Genomic DNA, 16273 nt, shown 5'->3' with positions numbered 1-16273 from the left:
CCGTGTCTCAGTCCCAGTGTGGCCGTTCACCCTCTCAGGTCGGCTACGCATCGTCGCCTTGGTGAGCCGTTACCCCACCAACTAGCTAATGCGCCGCAGGCCCATCCGTAAGTGACAGATTGCTCCGTCTTTCATTATTCCACCATGCGATGAAATAAATTATCCGGTATTAGCTACCGTTTCCGGTAGTTATCCCAGTCTTACGGGCAGGTTGCCTACGTGTTACTCACCCGTCCGCCGCTAACCATCAGGAGTGCAAGCACTCCATCAAGTCCGCTCGACTTGCATGTATTAGGCACGCCGCCAGCGTTCGTCCTGAGCCAGGATCAAACTCTCCAATAAAGTGTTTGACTTGCTCATTTTGAAACTGACGAGAAAATTAATTCTCTATTTAATACTCACTCGTTGTTCAGTTTTCAAAGATCAACTTCGTTTATTTCGTCGCCATTTTGTCTCAGCAGCGACCTTTATAATATATCATGTGCTTGCTTTCAAAGTCAAGGCTTTTTTTATTTTAATTTATTTCGTTGTATCCGTAAGCACTTGTCCATCGAAGAAGCGATTTATAATGTACCATATAAAACAAACAGGAGTCAACTGTCATATCATGGTTAATTTTAACCCAAGCAACAGCCCTACACCTGGCAGCCCTAAAACAAGTACCGTAGCTATGGTCGCCGGGTTAAGCGGAATATACACTTCCGTCATTAAACCGGAGAAATTCACTACATAGATCCCCAATGCAGCAAGGACAATATGCAGACCTAATCGGGTAAGCCATGCGAAGCCAAGCCGCCTTGAGACAGCAATATACAGTAATAAGAGCAAAGAAACGACCAATATTCCTGTCAGCACGATTTTCACGCCTTACGCACACCTTTCTTTTCACAATTAAAAATAAGGTCCGTACTTAAAGACATCCCATTCTACTTTCGCCTGCTTAGCCATCTTCAATTGAATCTGATATCTGCGCTCCGCCGCTTCCAGCAAATAAATCGCCACATCCACCTCATCATCTCCAAGCGCCTCTTGAAAAGCCCAGCTGGCCCTTTCCCACTCCGCACGAGCTCTGCAAATCTCTTTATAAAGATACTCTTTGTATTCCTGCTCTTGATCAGACTGCCGGGATGACTTCGTCCGATTTTCGAGCCGGGCTCCCCATATCTTCAATTGTCGCTCGCCCCCTCCATCCGATTTATTAATGTGTATCGGGGAAAGGACAAACTTAGAACTCTCGGTTGGCGATTAAAAGAGAAAAAGAACCCCGAGCCGCATTCCTGCGATTCAGGGTTCTTCCAATATCACTTCATAATTTAATGCAGTTCACGCCGTCCTTCCAACGCTTTAGAAAGCGTCACTTCATCTGCATACTCCAGATCGCCGCCGACAGGCAAGCCGTGCGCAATCCGGGTCACTCGAAGCTCGAACGGTTTCACTAACCTTGAAATATACATGGCCGTAGCCTCCCCCTCAATATTCGGGTTCGTGGCCAAAATAAGTTCTTTCACTCGTTCATCACTCAAACGGTTCAACAGTTCCTTCAGCCGGATATCGTCCGGACCAAGACCTTCCATGGGAGAGATCGCTCCCTGAAGCACATGATAATAGCCATCGAACTCTTTCGTCCGCTCCATCGCAACCAAATCCTTGGACTCCTGCACTACACAGATGACGGAAGGATCGCGCGTTTTGTCCTGACAAATCCGGCACGGGTCCGTATCCGTAATATTGCAACAGACGGAGCAGTAATGAAGATTGCGTTTCACGCTGACCAAAGCCTTGGCAAAATCGATGACATCATCCTCTTTCATGCGCAGCACATGAAACGCCAGCCTTGCGGCCGTCTTCGGACCGATACCGGGCAAGCGAGTAAACGCGTCGATCAGCTTTGCGATCGGTTCGGGATAATACAATGGGAGTGTTCTCCTTCAGTCTAAAATTAGAACAGGCCTGGAATTTTCATTCCGCCCGTAAATTTGCCCATATCTTGATTAGCGAGTTCTTCCGCTTTATTAAGCGCGTCGTTTACGGCAGTAAGCACCAGATCTTGAAGCATTTCAATATCATCCGGATCAACGACTTCCGGTTTAATCGTCAGAGACAGCACTTTTTTATGTCCATTAACTTCAACCGTTACAACACCGCCGCCCGCGCTGCCTTCGATTTTCTTGTCGCCCAGCTCTTCCTGTGCTTTGAGCATTTGTTCCTGCATCTTTTTCACTTGTTTCATCATTTGGTTCATATTGTTCACTAGGCCCACATCTCCTTAAATAGTGTTTGCATTCATTATAATCGTTCAGCACCAAATCAAAAAGCCGTTTTACTCCTTGATGACTACAAGGTCTTCGCCAAACAGCTGAAGGGCTTCATCAACCCACGGCTCTTTGCTTCCTCCCCCCGTATCCTCGGGAGGCGGTTCAAGCTCAAAAGGCTCACTCGTTGATTTGGCGGCCCCTTGTATCGCTTCATTCCAATCCTTCAGCATCATCGTTACCAGACGACATGGATGCCCCAATTGACGCTCCATAACCTGCTCGATCAGCTGTTTATTGGCCGGTTTTTCAGTCGTTTCGCGGTGAATGTCGTTCTTAAAAGCAACCAACACCGCATCCTCCGATACGGAAACGGGTTCCCCGTTCACAAACCAGGCATGAATGGTCACTTTCGCGTCCTTCACCGCCTGCAAAATCTGGTTCCACTTCCCCTGAACCGCCATAAACTCCTGGCTGTTCCGCTGTGCAACGTACCGGTCCAATCCCGAAGGAAGCTTGGCTGCGGAAGAGATCCTAGGTGCCTGACTTCGAGTCGCGGGACGTCCGCCGGAATTACCCGACCGGTCCGCTCCCGCAGAGCCCAATCCACCCTGGAGCGCCTGTTCCAGCTTACGTTCCAACTCGGCGAGTTGTCCTCTAAGCTGCTGTACTTCAGAAGCGGAGGCTCCTGCAGCATGGGCCGGGTTTTCCTGACTCTGTGTGACAGATTCGCGTACCGAACCGTCCTCCTTCGGCAGGCTGCACAACTTGAGCAGAGCTACTTCGAACAAGGTTTGGGGTTGAGCCGCATACTTCATTTCGGTTTGGTAATGATTCAGCGTGTCGATAATCCGAAACAATTGGGACCGGGAAAATAGTCTCGCCGTATCCTTGAAGTCCTGCGCATCTAGCACCCGTTCGGTCAGCTTGTCCGCCTCAGGCACCATTTTGATCATCAGCAGGTCCCGGAAATAATAGAGCAGGTTCTCCATGCACTTGTCCGCGCTCTTACCTTCCTGCATGAATCCTTCAATCATCTGCAGCATGCCGCCGATATCGTCTTCAAGAATAGTCGTGGCTAGCGCCGCAAATTGTTTGGAAGGAATCCCCCCCGTCATATCCAACACTTGCTGATAGGATACCCGTCCGTCCGAGAAGGAAGAGATTTGATCCAGTATGCTGAGCGCATCGCGCATACCTCCATCGGACAGTCTCGCAATGTAGTCGATAGCCTCTTCTTCGGCAGCGATTCCCTCCTGCTCACAAATGACCCGGAGTCGTTGAGTTTGCTCGTCCAAAGATACGCGACGGAAATCGAAACGCTGACACCGGGAAATGACCGTGGCCGGGAGACGATGAGGCTCGGTCGTCGCCAGAATAAACATAACATGCGGCGGCGGTTCCTCCAACGTTTTGAGCAGCGCATTGAACGCTTCCGTAGTCAGCATATGAACTTCGTCGATAATATACACTTTCTGCCGCACTTCCGTTGGGGCATACTTCACTTTCTCGCGGAGATCGCGGATTTCGTCGACCCCCCGGTTGGAAGCGGCGTCAATTTCAAGCACGTCCATGACGGCACCCGCGGTAATCCGGCGGCATGCATCGCATTCGTTGCACGGCTCGGGAGCCGGCCCTTTCTCACAGTTGACCGCTTTGGCCAACAGCTTCGCCGCCGTAGTCTTCCCGGTTCCCCGCGGCCCGCTAAAAAGATAAGCATGCGATAGCCTGTTTTCGCGGATCGCGTTCTGCAGCGTGCGGATGATATGCTGTTGCCCTACCATGTCTTGAAACGACTGCGGCCGCCAAGCACGGTACAGTGCGATATGCTCCATCTGCGGCACCTTCTTTCTATCCATAAGCGGTTTGCACCGCTTCCTTATTATACTATACTCCCCGGGCCAGAAAAACTCATATCTCAAAAACAACTCGCCAGAAATGGCTTACGGAGATTCCATTCCCAAACTGTAAGGGAATTCCAATCATCATCAACTTGCCGACAAATAAAAAAGCACCTTTGCCTGACAGCAAAGATGCGTTCTTATTCATTGTAATACCGTGCACCTGTTATTGATCATTGCGATCCAAGCGGCACCTCTACGGCGCAACTCGGGACAGGCTCCCCTCCGGCACAAGAGTGGGACTGCTTATGGCTGCTTCCTTCCGGACCTGACCAGGTTCACAATTACTCATTGCGGAGGACCCGTCCGTCAACGTCTGCCGTAAAGACCGGACCTCACATCGGCAAGACCTCTAACAGGACTTCAACCTCGCTACAGCGGATTGCGAGTTACAGGGCACCGCTACCTCCCCATCTAGCACGGTGAAATTAGTATAGCCCAAGCCCGGCCAAAATGCAACCCACGGAAGAAGTTGCCTGAGGAGCCAAACGGTTCTGCATTATTTACTTGCAGCGTTCTCTTGGTACTTCGCCGCCTGGCTATCAGATTCTTTTACTACCGGCGTTTTCTCGAACGGCTTTGTACTCACCGCCCACACATTGTTTCCTGTTAGCAGAAAGCCGAAGGAAGTCGGATAAATGGCATCAAAATCAGTACCGCCCCCCGGAAAATAAATCTTCTCCCACGTCTTCCCGTCCTTGGAGTAAATAAGCACGGTGTCTTCGTTGGCCCGGCCCGTGCTCATCCAGTCAAAATGGCTTCCGCCGGCGAGATACTCCTTCCCGTTGTAGCCGATCACTTCTAAACGCAGAGGAAGGCCTCCAGAATACTGCTTTGTTTTTGGACTCCATTGAGCTTCTTTAAAGGTAAAGACATTCGTCGTTTTACTCCCGTCCTGGGTGGAGAAGATCATATTCATATATGCGAACAAGAACTGTTTGCCGTCCCAAACCCCGTTATAACCACCCAAAAAGTTAGCCTTATCTCCGGTCCACACTTTACCGTCTTTCGAGACAGCCGACGTGTTTCCGGTAGCCAGGAAGACTTTCCCGTTGGTGACCAGTGAATCCAGCGGGCGTTCACCCGCAATGCTGTTCTCGATCTTTTTGAATTGGGCTGGTTTAAAGGATTGCAAATCTCCGGAAATCAGAATATGATTCGGTCCCGGAAAATAAAACCCGTCCACGTTCTTATCCCGGTCCTGTGCCAGGAAATAATAGTTTCCTCCGCTGTAGATGACATCCTCAAAAGTGTACTCCTTCTTATTGTTGTTGGGAAAAGGAATTTCACTCCGGTCCCAATGAAGGCCGTCCTGGGAAACTGCAAAATATGTATCGTACAGAACAATAAAACGGGCTCCGTCAAAAATCAGTTTCCGCACATTACCGCCGGTTCCGTCATACTGGACCCCTTTTATAATCGTGTACGCTTCCTGAAAGTCCCATTTCAAACCGTCTACGGATTTATAAAGCTCGCCGTAAGGGTCGAAATACAGATAAAAGCTTCCATTAAAAGCAAGCCCGCCCCGCTTATGATTGGAGACGCGGTCATCCACCTCCAACACTTTCTCCTTGTAAAGTTTAGTTTGAGCTTGGGCCGCCTGAACAGGCATAACCAATAATAACGCAGCCGCTATCAGCCCAATTGTCCATTTCTTAAGAATCACAACTTCTCCTCCATTCGCTCTAATCTGTTATAGCGTATATCGGTTCATTGGTCCCAAACATGCAGTCTCTATCATTTTTTGATATATTAATAGAATATATTGGAATTTGCTAGATGAAGGGAGATCTTATGAAACGACTACGCCTTATGAAAACTATCCTGGCCGCCTCCATCGCAACTGGAGGAATTGCCTTTTTACAGCCGTCTCCGACTCAGGCCGCTTCCCCGGTCCAAATTCTGCTCGACGGATACCCCCTATCTTCTAATGGAGATTCTATGGTGGTGAGCGGGACCACGCTGGTTCCATTTCGCTCTATCTCGGAAGCTCTGGGAATTCAAGTGACCTGGAATCAGGCGGCTAAAACGATCAAAGCGGTCAAAGGAGAGGGCTCCGATGCCGTCCACGTCCAATTAACCTTGGGCAGCAAGCAGGCAACAGTGAATGGCACACCTGTACCGCTTGCCGTTGCTCCCCGTTCCGTAGGCGGAAACACGTTAATTCCTTTAAGCTTCTTCAGCCAACAATTCGGCGCCACAGTGGGATGGGACCAGACTACCCGGACTGTGTCCATTACTTCACCTCAGGAGAGAATGTATGTGCTGGGCTTTTATGCACTCGGGTCATATTCGGAAGTAAGCCGGGTCCAGAATCTTGATGCCGTTGCGTTTGGCTGGAGCCGGATCGACGAGAACGGAGTATTCTCCACCACTACTCGGCCTTTTCGCTGGCCTGAAAATGCAGGGGAGGTAACACCGGAAAGCCTCGTCTCCGATGCGTCTACAACTGGAACCACACCTTACTTAATGGTCTATTCCAGCGATGTTAAAGGCGAACTCACCAAAATCGTTGAGAATTCGGAATTCCGTAAGAAGGCGATTGCCGATATTTTGGCGGCTGCCACAGAAACCAAGTTTGAGGGCATTATGCTCGATTTGGAAGGGCTCGGCCTAACCACGGACAAAACATATACTCAAGCCGCCTTCAATGTTTTCGTCAAAGAACTGGCTAGTCAGGCTAAAGCCGCCGGCTTGAAACTCGGCCTTGCGCTGCACCCGTTAAATTCGTCCTATAAAGGCTATGATTACAAGACCTTGGGTAAACTTGCTGACGAAATCGTCATCATGGCCTACGATTACCGGACCGGAACAGGCTATAGCTCAGAAAGCGGAAAACAACCGGAACCCGTCTCCAAGGTAGACGAAGCCATTCGTCTTGCCCTTAAAGAAACAGACAAAGACAAACTAATTCTGGGCTTGAACATGGATAACGAAAATGCGAACTCGGTCAGCATATTGACAGGCCTCGCAAAACGCTACGACTTGAAAGGCATCGCTCTCTGGCGTCTAGGCATTATTAAGGACGACGAATGGAAGAGCTTGGAGCAAAGCATAGAATTTAAACAGTAACAAAAAAATCCCCCGCTCTGAGAGCGGGGGATTTCGCATTTATTGCAGCGGTTAGGCTGCCTACGGTTTTATTAGATGCCGTATTTTTTCTTGAATTTATCCACACGTCCACCAGCATCCAGGAATTTCTGTTTCCCTGTGAAGAAAGGATGGCAGTTGGAGCAAATTTCAACGCGCAGGTCTTGTTTAACGGAACCTGTTTCAAAGGTATTTCCGCAAGCGCAAGTAACTGTAGTCACGTGATATTTGGGTTGAATGGCTTCTTTCATGACTTTCACCTCTTTCCGCCCTGAGCCTCATGCGTGCGCAGAGTTATAATGACACATAAATTTATTATAGCACGGGTATTGTTGCTGCGCAATTGTCTATTTCAGGGTGTTGGCGTGTAGAAGGCTTACTATCCACGCACCTTGACCCGCGCCAATTCCGCAGGCGGGACATGGGTATAAGAGCCGATGATCACATCCGGCAGTTCTTCCTGGAAAATCTCAATCGCCTGCTTCATGCCCAGAATATCTCCCTTGGCTTTGGGAATCAGATCTAGATAGCTCTCAGGGTCGATATTGAGATTACGGAGCTGGATCAGCCGAAGTTTGGTCCGTCGGGCAAACTCCACCATCGCCTCAATCTCTTCCTCCCGGTCGGTTACCCCGGGGAAGATCAGATAGTTGATCGAGGTGTAAACGCCTTGTTCGGAGGCATACTTCAAGGATTTTTCCACGTTGGCCAATGTATAACCGCGCGGCTTGTAATAAGCATTGTAATGATCGTCCAGCGCGCTGATCGTGCTGACCCGCATCAGATCAAGACCCGCATCGACGATACCGCGGATATGGTCGCTAAGTCCGGCATTCGTATTGATATTAATATATCCCATATCCGTCTGCCGGCGTACCTCGCGGATCGATTCAATGATCAGCTTGGCCTGAGTGGAAGGCTCGCCTTCGCAGCCCTGCCCGAAGCTGATGATGGATTCCGGCGTCTTCAGATGCTCAAGCATGATCTCTACCAACTCTTCTACGCGCGGGCGGAAATTCATCCGCGTCTGCGGCGATACAAAACCGCTGTCATCCGGCTGTTCCGAGATGCAACCAAAGCACCCCGCATTACAGGAATAAGAAACCGGAACGGCACCTTCCCAACGATTCAAGAACGTATTCGAGGCGGTCAGACACTCATAACCGAGCGCGCAATTGGATAAATGATCATACAGCCGGTTGTCCGGATACCGTGCCTTCAAGGTCTTTACCTGGTTCTTCAGTTCGAGCGGATCGCAATTGAGCGGATTCCACTTCTCGGGATCATCCGACAGACGAGCGGTTACGTAGAACTGTCCGTCCTTCCAGACGACCGCCGAATATCCGAATAGCGGGAGTTTATAATCCTTGTCCGTCTTAACGTATCCGGGCAGGCAAAGACGCGTAAATCCCTGAGGTAATAATGCGCCTACCGCCTGTACGTTGCCGGGCAGCGGCTTCATTTCCCCTGTATCGGGATCCATTCCGATCGGACGGGTGGATGGCAAACCGACGAGCGTAGCTCCCTCAGGAAGAGGTATAAGCTCGTCTTCCATTATTTCAACGATCATGTCCGCACTACGGGCAAGCCCATAGAGTGAAGGATGATCGTATACTTGTCCTTGTTCATCTGCATATACTAAATACATGGTGTGCTCCTTTTCATGTGTCCAGGCCCTTAAGCGTTGGAACCGTGTCCAGATCCGGAGGTCGATGATACGGTCCGCGCCGGGCGGCGTGTGCCGGTTCCGGTGCCCGTGCTGGTGCTTCCGTTACCCGATGCGGCGTTCCCTGCGGCATCAAAAGAAGCCAGGAATTCAGCGTTCGTCTTGCTGCCCCGCAGCTTTTTCAGGAATCCTTCCACGAAATCGTAGGAATCGTTCATATTTTTGCGAATCGACCAAATCGTATCCAGTTCTTCCTTCGTCAACAAGACCTCTTCGCGACGCGTCCCCGAACGGCGAATATCGATCGCCGGGAAAATACGGCGTTCCGCCAATTTCCGGTCCAAATGAAGCTCCATGTTGCCGGTCCCTTTGAATTCTTCATATATAATATCGTCCATCCGCGAGCCCGTATCCACGAGCGCCGTTGCCAAAATTGTCAAACTGCCGCCTTCCTCCACATTCCGGGCGGAGCCAAAAAAACGCTTAGGCCGATGGAATGCAGCCGGGTCAATCCCCCCGCTGAGCGTACGACCGGATGGCGGAACAACCAGGTTATAGGCACGTGCAAGCCGGGTAATGCTGTCCATCAGAATGACGACATCCTTCTTATGCTCAACTAGACGCAGCGCACGTTGCAGCACGAGTTCCGCTACCTTGATATGGTTCTCCGGCAGCTCGTCAAACGTAGAAGCGATCACTTCCCCTTTGACGGAGCGCTGCATATCGGTAACTTCCTCTGGGCGTTCGTCTATTAACAATACGAATAACTCGATATCGGGACGATTGGTGGAAATGCTATTGGCAATCTCTTTAAGCAGCAGCGTTTTCCCTGCCTTTGGCGGCGCTACGATCAAACCGCGCTGTCCTAGGCCGACGGGGGCGAGTACATCCATAATGCGGGTGGATAAATGAGTTGGGGATGTTTCAAGCACGAGCTTTTCCTGCGGATATAGAGGAGTCAATGCCGGGAAATGCAAGCGTTCGGCAGCAATCGTAGGGTTCTCACCATTCACCGCATTGACCTGCAGCAAGCCGAAATATCGTTCATTTTCCTTAGGGGTCCGGCATTTGCCGGAGACCAAGTCACCGGTTCTTAGATCAAACTTGCGGATTTGCGAGGCGGAGATGTAAATATCCTCCGTACTTGGCAAATAGTTAATCGGTCTCAGGAAGCCGTAACCTTCCGGCAATATCTCCAGAACGCCCTCCATGAACATTAATCCGCTTTGTTCGGCTTGAGCCCTTAAAATGGCAAAAATTAATTCTTTTTTCTTTAACTGGCCGTAATAAGGAATCTGATGCTGCTTCGCGAGCTTGTACAGCTCGGTTAGCTTCATTTCCTCCAAATCGGCAATTTGCAGATCCATGTAAAAACCACCTATTCAATTTTATCGTTTCAAATTAAAATACCCTATCAATTTCGGGGATGAATCTATGAGGAAGTAGTTGCTAGAATTCATTAAGATAGTATTACCCTTTCTCAGGCAACTTATGCCGAAAAAGAAAGAGTTATTCCACCTGACGCCATACGTCTGCTCCGAGTGCACGAAGATTGGTGACCAGGTTATCGTATCCGCGGTCGATCAATTCTACGCCGGATACTTCAGTAACGCCGTCATCCACCGTCAGGCCGGCAATCATCAGCGCCGCGCCCGCACGCAGGTCCGCTGCCTTTACCTTAGCGGCATTAAGCCGTCCGCCTTCGATAATGGCCGAACGCCCCTCGACACGGATTTTGGCGCCCATTCTTACCAGCTCGGGTACATGCTTAAACCGGTTGCTGTATACAAAGTCGCTGAGAACGCTCACGCCCTCGGCCTGGGTCAACAAACTGGTCATTGGTGATTGCATGTCCGTTGGAAACCCGGGATACACTAGAGCTTTCACATCTACATGTTCATATTTCGCCGCGCCTATCACACGGATCGATTCGTCGAGTTCTTCCACGCCAACGCCCATTTCCAGCAGCTTCGCAGTCAAGGCTTCCAAATGCTTTGGAATAACGCCGTCAATAATAACGTCTCCACGCGTTGCCGCGGCGGCAATCATGTAAGTCCCGGCTTGAATGCGGTCCGGGATAATCGAATGCCGACAGCCCTTCAACTCGTTGACGCCTTCAATCCGAATCGTTTCGGTTCCGGCGCCTTTTATGCTTGCGCCCATGGAATTCAATAATGTTGCTACATCTATAATCTCAGGCTCTTTGGCCGCATTTTCGATAATTGTAAGGCCTTTGGCTCTAGTGGCCGCCAGCATAATGTTAATAGTTGCGCCTACGCTGCTTACATCCAGATAAATCTTGGCTCCGCGCAGTTCCTTGGCATGCAAATGAATAGCCCCGTGTTCATTCGTTACGGTAGCTCCTAAAGCTTCAAAACCTTTAATATGCTGATCGATCGGACGAGGTTCGAAATTGCATCCTCCCGGCAATCCAATCGTTGCTTCTTTAAAACGGCCAAGCAGCGCACCCATCATATAATAAGAAGCCCGCAGCTTCTTGACGGGGCCGTTCGGCATAGGAATCGATTTTACATCGGAAGGATCAATTCTCATTTGACTGTCTTCCCATGATACGCGGGCACCCAACTCTTCCAAAATCTCAGAATAAACCGCGACATCACTCAGATGCGGCAAATTATCCAGCACTACTTCGGATTCAGCCAAAATTGCGGCAGGAATAAGCGCTATCGCACTGTTCTTTGCACCGCTGATCGATACTGTGCCGCGCAGCGGCCGTCCGCCGCTGATCATTAATTTCTCCATAAGCTCAAGGGTCCCCCTACGTATAATGCAGCCGTAAAACGGCAAATGACTCTTCCATGACTATAGACTTCGTTATTAGACTTATACAAACTTTTAGGTATGAAAATGGAAAGACACCGTCTAAGCGGTGTGCTCTCCATAATCACCCTATTCAACTGGATTATCCAGCAATACAATTACGCTTTGTTATTGGAACCAAATTCACGGATTTTGCCGATAACTGTTGCTTTGATAGCGTCACGGCCCGGAACGATATATTTACGCGGATCATAAGCATCCGGTTTTGCAGCCAATACTTCGCGAACTGCTTTGGTGAATTCGATTTGGTTCTCGGTATTCACGTTAATTTTGGAAGTACCCAGCGAAATGGATTTTTGAATATCGTGCAACGGAATACCTGTACCGCCATGAAGCACGAGCGGAATATTAACGGCATTGCAGATTTCTTCCATTTCTTTGAACCCAAGGTTTGGTTCGCCATGGTAAGGTCCATGAACGGAGCCAAGTGCAGGGGCCAGAGTATCAATACCAGTTTCTTTCACGATGCGAACGCACTCTTGCAGGTCGGCATACTGGATACCGCCGATTACGTCGTCTTCTTGTCCGCCAACCGTACCAACTTCGGCTTCAACAGAAACGCCTTTAGCGTGAGCATATTCAACAACTTTCTTCGTCATTTCGATGTTCTCATCAATCGGATGATGGGAACCGTCGATCATAACGGAAGTAAAGCCAGCGTCAATCGCTTCTTTACATTTGTCGAAGCTGGAGCCATGGTCAAGGTGAATAGCTACAGGAACGGTAATTTTCATATCATGCAACAAGCCTTCCACCATTTTAACAACGGTGTAGAAACCGCTCATATGGCGTGCAGCGCCTTCGGATACGCCGAGGATTACTGGCGATTTTTCTTCTTCTGCTGCAGCAAGGATCGCTTGCGTCCACTCGAGGTTGTTGATGTTAAATTGACCTACTGCGTATTTCCCCTCAAGCGCTTTGTTCAACATGTCTGTCATAGATACTAATGGCATGGGTTTCAATCCTCCTAAGGATGTTGGATTATCTTTCTTAGCCGACATTCACACAGTTTTTATTATACCACACCTTGACAAAATTACTAATAGAGGTTGTCCAAAAGATCATCTTTCCATGACGAAGCAGATCATGAAGAGAAATCCCTGACTTTTGAACTCGAAATAATAGAGGTTGTCCAAAAAAAAGAACCCCGAAACGGGGTCCTTTAAAGGCGCTAAAGAACGGGACTGCTTTTCAGTTGCATGTTCACCGCTACGCGCATTTCATCGATGTCAAAAGGTTTGGTGAAGTGCATCAATGCTCCGAGTTCGGTCGCTTCCTTGATCATATCCAACTCGCCATAGGCCGTCATCATAATGACCTTGATGTCCGGGTTGACCTCCTTAATATGCTTGAGGATTTCAAGCCCGTCCATGCCCGGAATCTTCATATCGAGCAGCACCAGATCAGGCGAATCGCTGCGGACAATTTCCAAGGCCAGTTTGCCGTTGGCAGCCTGGTAAGTTTTATACCCCTCGCTACTGAACACTTCCATCAATAAAATACGTATCCCATTTTGATCATCGACAATCAACACCTTCTTCTCTTCCACAGAAAACCCTCCTACGAGTCCACCCTTGAAATTCATGTATTGTAATAATTCGCCTTCATTTTGGAAATCCCTTCTAAATTGGAAAAAAGAGACTCAAAAAACATGTTCGAATTTATACAATAAAAAATATCGGCGGCTATGGAAGAAATCACAAGGCTAGGTTTAGGACAAATGAGCGATCGATGCTTTTACGAATTCCCGGAACAGTGGTTGCGGACGGTTCGGACGGGAAGTGAATTCCGGATGGAACTGAACGGCCAGGAACCAAGGGTGGCCCGGAAGTTCGACGATTTCTACGAGGCGTCCGTCCGGCGAAGTACCGGAAATACGCAGGCCTGCCGCTTCAATCGTTTCACGATAAGCATTATTGAATTCATACCGGTGACGGTGTCTTTCATATACCAATTCATCATCATAGCACTGCATAGCGAGGGAGCCTGGCTGAAGTTTGCATGGATACAATCCAAGACGCATCGTGCCGCCCAAATCCTCGATATCTTTTTGCTCAGGAAGCAAATCAATGACCGGATATTCGGTGGAAGGATTGATCTCCGAGCTGTTGGCGCCTTCCAGACTTGCCATGGAACGTGCATATTCAATTACCGCTACCTGCATACCAAGGCAAATACCGAAGAACGGAATGTTCTGCTCGCGCGCATAACGGATCGTCGAAATTTTGCCCTCGATACCGCGGTCTCCGAAACCGCCCGGAACGAGAATCCCGCCGATACCTTGCAGTTTTTCGTGTACGTTTTCGTCCGTAACTTCCTCCGCGTTGACCCAACGGATTTTCACATCCGCATTCGCATCAAACCCGGCATGGGAAAGAGATTCAACAACACTCAAATAAGCATCGTGCAAAGCGACGTATTTACCGACGATAGCGATTTCCACGGTTTTGTCCAGCTTGCTGATCCGTTCGACAAGACCTTCCCACTCGCTCATATTCGGCGCCGGTGTGGTCAGCTTCAAATGGTTTACGACGATCTCATCGAGACCTTCGTCACGCAGATTCAAAGGCACTTCGTACAACGTATCGGCATCGCGGCATTCCACGACCGCATTAGGATCGATGTCGCAGAAGAGCGCGATTTTCGCTTTCATATCGTCCGAGAGCTCATGCTCGGTCCGGCATACGATCACGTTCGGCTGAATACCGATGCTGCGAAGCTCTTTAACGCTGTGTTGGGTTGGTTTAGTTTTCACTTCACCGGCTGCCTTAATATAAGGAATCAAGGTAACGTGAATGTACATCACATTCTCGCGGCCGATATCGCTCTTGATCTGACGAATCGCTTCAAGAAAAGGAAGACTCTCGATATCGCCGACGGTACCCCCGATTTCCGTAATGACTACATCGGAACCCGCTTCACGTCCGGCACGAAATACCCGCTCTTTAATTTCATTGGTAATGTGAGGGATGACTTGAACTGTTCCACCCAAATATTCCCCGCGGCGTTCTTTGCCGATGACGGAGGAATAAATTTTACCGGTCGTTACATTGCTGTTCTTGGACAGGTTAATGTCGATAAACCGCTCATAGTGGCCCAAATCCAGGTCCGTCTCCGCACCATCGTCGGTTACGAAAACTTCCCCGTGCTGGTAAGGGCTCATTGTCCCCGGATCCACGTTGAGGTATGGGTCGAATTTCTGGATCGTTACCTTTAGACCTCTGTTCTTAAGCAGTCTGCCGAGCGATGCTGCCGTGATCCCTTTTCCCAATGAGGATACGACCCCGCCTGTCACGAAAATATATTTTGCCACAGTTCAAAAACCTCCTAAATTAGTACGGGTTCCATGATCAATATAGCGTAACCCATTCCGAGGAAAAACATAGCGAAATGGGCATAAAAAAACAAAAAAGTGACACCCGAACAGGTCGGGGCACTTTTTGAATGAATAACGTATTTATAGGTTTGAATCATAAGCCCATGCAATAGTTTACCCGTTACCCAACCCTCTGTCAAGTAAAGGGCTAAAGGCAAAACGGTGAATATCCATCCCGGGCCGGTTTATTTAGTCGTTGTCTTCGTCATCGCCAAAATCTTCTTCTTCGGCTTCTTCCGAATCCTCGTCTTCCTCATCCAGTTCTTCATCATCCAGGATAGAGTCGTCCTCTACATCTTCAACGTCCTCTTCCTCATCCTCGGAGAACAGGTCGTCTTCAGAATCTTCGTCAACGGCATCGTAATCATCATCGTCATCCGCCGTAAACGTATCTTCTTCTTCCACGAAATCATCGTCATCCAAATCGTCATCGTCATCATTAATAATACGAGGACGTTTGGAGTTGCCCACCGGATCTTCGGCGCGTTCAATCGGATACCAGCGTTTAAGGCCCCATAGATTGGTGCCTACGCAAGCAAAACGACCATCGATATTGATTTCCGTATACAGCTGCGCAATCGCGTTGTTAATCTCTTCCTCGGACATGCCGCGGACTTTTGCCACCTCAGTCATCAGGTCGCGGTAATAATACGGCGTATTCGCCGCTTTCAGGATCATAAAGGCCAAGTCGACCATCGGAATCTCATTCACTTTTTCCGGGTCAATTTTCAAATTGAGCGGGGTACTCACGTAACGGACACTTCCTCTCACGCAATGTTCACATAAAGACTGATTTCCTAACTAACATATCCATATCACAAAATAGTAAACCTTATTTGCCATTAAAAAGCAAGTTTTAAGTTGTGCCTAAAGCGTGTCGCCATTGCCCCGATCCCCCCGAAAAAATAAAAAGAGACGGGGACTCTCGTCCGCCGCCTCCCGACTGTATCCACTTCAAACGGGAGCTCCCGGCTCCCTTTCGAAGGATATTGAAAGCCTGAAAGGCCTTCCTCTTATCCTATGTCCAGATTCCAGCTTTGACACGGTCTGTGAGGGCCCAACTTAATAAAATCCTCCGTACGCAAATGCTGCCCATTTTATAGGAGCAGGGCCCCTTTCCCATTCCTGTCGCAGGGTGTTGTCATAC

15 protein-coding genes, 1 rRNA gene and 1 other RNA gene are annotated in these 16273 nt (G+C 49.2%); 1 reads left to right on the top strand and 16 read right to left on the bottom strand.

Annotated elements, in window-relative coordinates:
* The 8 genes from KB559_RS20970 to KB559_RS20935 form a co-directional block, all read right to left on the bottom strand.
* Nucleotides 1-342: ribosomal RNA gene (locus KB559_RS20970) — 16S ribosomal RNA — on the bottom strand; the annotation flags it as partial.
* Nucleotides 343-600: 258 nt separating this feature from the next.
* On the bottom strand, nt 601-864 hold the full coding sequence (locus KB559_RS20965) for a pro-sigmaK processing inhibitor BofA family protein (protein WP_211024747.1): 264 nt from the start codon (nt 862-864) through the stop codon (nt 601-603).
* Nucleotides 865-891: 27 nt separating this feature from the next.
* Nucleotides 892-1170 (bottom strand): DUF2508 family protein, encoded by a 279-nt coding sequence (locus KB559_RS20960; protein WP_247681996.1) that lies wholly within the window; start codon nt 1168-1170, stop codon nt 892-894.
* Nucleotides 1171-1313: 143 nt separating this feature from the next.
* On the bottom strand, nt 1314-1913 hold the full coding sequence (recR, locus tag KB559_RS20955) for a recombination mediator RecR (protein WP_211024745.1): 600 nt from the start codon (nt 1911-1913) through the stop codon (nt 1314-1316).
* Nucleotides 1914-1939: 26 nt separating this feature from the next.
* The gene (locus KB559_RS20950) at nt 1940-2251 is read right to left on the bottom strand and encodes a YbaB/EbfC family nucleoid-associated protein (protein ID WP_211024743.1); all 312 of its coding nucleotides are present in this window, start codon (nt 2249-2251) and stop codon (nt 1940-1942) included.
* Nucleotides 2252-2320: 69 nt separating this feature from the next.
* Nucleotides 2321-4087: a DNA polymerase III subunit gamma/tau gene (dnaX, locus tag KB559_RS20945; RefSeq protein ID WP_211024756.1), complete on the bottom strand. Its 1767-nt coding sequence runs from the start codon at nt 4085-4087 to the stop codon at nt 2321-2323.
* A 221-nt stretch (nt 4088-4308) separates the two neighbouring features.
* Nucleotides 4309-4576, bottom strand: an RNA gene (gene ffs / locus KB559_RS20940) — signal recognition particle sRNA large type.
* A 76-nt stretch (nt 4577-4652) separates the two neighbouring features.
* Complete coding sequence (locus KB559_RS20935) at nt 4653-5819, bottom strand: hypothetical protein (protein WP_211024741.1); 1167 nt, start codon at nt 5817-5819, stop codon at nt 4653-4655.
* A 146-nt stretch (nt 5820-5965) separates the two neighbouring features.
* Here KB559_RS20935 and KB559_RS20930 point away from each other — a divergent pair, with 146 nt between their 5' ends.
* Nucleotides 5966-7225: a stalk domain-containing protein gene (locus tag KB559_RS20930; RefSeq protein WP_247681995.1), complete on the top strand. Its 1260-nt coding sequence runs from the start codon at nt 5966-5968 to the stop codon at nt 7223-7225.
* 71 nt (nt 7226-7296) lie between these two features.
* On the opposite strand, the gene rpmE is transcribed toward KB559_RS20930, so the two are convergent.
* The 8 genes from rpmE to rpoE all read right to left on the bottom strand — a co-directional run bounded on the left by rpmE (nt 7297) and on the right by rpoE (nt 15876).
* On the bottom strand, nt 7297-7494 hold the full coding sequence (gene rpmE / locus KB559_RS20925; protein WP_211024737.1) for a 50S ribosomal protein L31: 198 nt from the start codon (nt 7492-7494) through the stop codon (nt 7297-7299).
* A 128-nt stretch (nt 7495-7622) separates the two neighbouring features.
* Nucleotides 7623-8891: a radical SAM family protein gene (locus KB559_RS20920; RefSeq protein ID WP_211024735.1), complete on the bottom strand. Its 1269-nt coding sequence runs from the start codon at nt 8889-8891 to the stop codon at nt 7623-7625.
* A 29-nt stretch (nt 8892-8920) separates the two neighbouring features.
* Nucleotides 8921-10276 (bottom strand): transcription termination factor Rho, encoded by a 1356-nt coding sequence (gene rho / locus KB559_RS20915; RefSeq protein WP_211024732.1) that lies wholly within the window; start codon nt 10274-10276, stop codon nt 8921-8923.
* Between the two features lie 142 nt (nt 10277-10418).
* A complete protein-coding gene (locus tag KB559_RS20910) occupies nt 10419-11672 on the bottom strand; it encodes a UDP-N-acetylglucosamine 1-carboxyvinyltransferase (RefSeq protein WP_211024730.1) in 1254 nt (417 codons plus the stop codon).
* A gap of 176 nt (nt 11673-11848) precedes the next feature.
* Nucleotides 11849-12703, bottom strand: coding sequence for a class II fructose-1,6-bisphosphate aldolase (fba, locus tag KB559_RS20905; RefSeq protein WP_211024728.1), 855 nt, complete (start codon nt 12701-12703; stop codon nt 11849-11851).
* A 218-nt stretch (nt 12704-12921) separates the two neighbouring features.
* Nucleotides 12922-13299: a response regulator gene (locus KB559_RS20900; protein WP_280520402.1), complete on the bottom strand. Its 378-nt coding sequence runs from the start codon at nt 13297-13299 to the stop codon at nt 12922-12924.
* A 162-nt stretch (nt 13300-13461) separates the two neighbouring features.
* Nucleotides 13462-15063: a CTP synthase gene (locus KB559_RS20895; protein ID WP_211024724.1), complete on the bottom strand. Its 1602-nt coding sequence runs from the start codon at nt 15061-15063 to the stop codon at nt 13462-13464.
* Nucleotides 15064-15315: 252 nt separating this feature from the next.
* Nucleotides 15316-15876, bottom strand: coding sequence for a DNA-directed RNA polymerase subunit delta (gene rpoE / locus KB559_RS20890; protein WP_211024722.1), 561 nt, complete (start codon nt 15874-15876; stop codon nt 15316-15318).
* Nucleotides 15877-16273 lie beyond the last annotated feature (397 nt).

The organism is Paenibacillus sp. Marseille-P2973 (assembly GCF_018101095.1).
In the GTDB taxonomy this organism is placed as follows: domain Bacteria; phylum Bacillota; class Bacilli; order Paenibacillales; family Paenibacillaceae; genus Fontibacillus; species Fontibacillus vini.
This window is presented reverse-complemented; position numbering and strand designations above follow the sequence as displayed.

Excerpts from the sequence above, each read along its gene's own strand:
- dnaX (WP_211024756.1), bottom strand. The coding sequence starts at position 4,087 with ATGGAGCATATCGCACTGTACCGTGCTTGGCGGCCGCAGTCGTTTCAA.
- KB559_RS20930 (WP_247681995.1), top strand. The coding sequence starts at position 5,966 with ATGAAAACTATCCTGGCCGCCTCCATCGCAACTGGAGGAATTGCCTTT.
- rpmE (WP_211024737.1), bottom strand. The coding sequence starts at position 7,494 with ATGAAAGAAGCCATTCAACCCAAATATCACGTGACTACAGTTACTTGC.
- KB559_RS20920 (WP_211024735.1), bottom strand. The coding sequence starts at position 8,891 with ATGTATTTAGTATATGCAGATGAACAAGGACAAGTATACGATCATCCT.
- rho (WP_211024732.1), bottom strand. The coding sequence starts at position 10,276 with ATGGATCTGCAAATTGCCGATTTGGAGGAAATGAAGCTAACCGAGCTG.
- KB559_RS20910 (WP_211024730.1), bottom strand. The coding sequence starts at position 11,672 with ATGGAGAAATTAATGATCAGCGGCGGACGGCCGCTGCGCGGCACAGTA.
- fba (WP_211024728.1), bottom strand. The coding sequence starts at position 12,703 with ATGCCATTAGTATCTATGACAGACATGTTGAACAAAGCGCTTGAGGGG.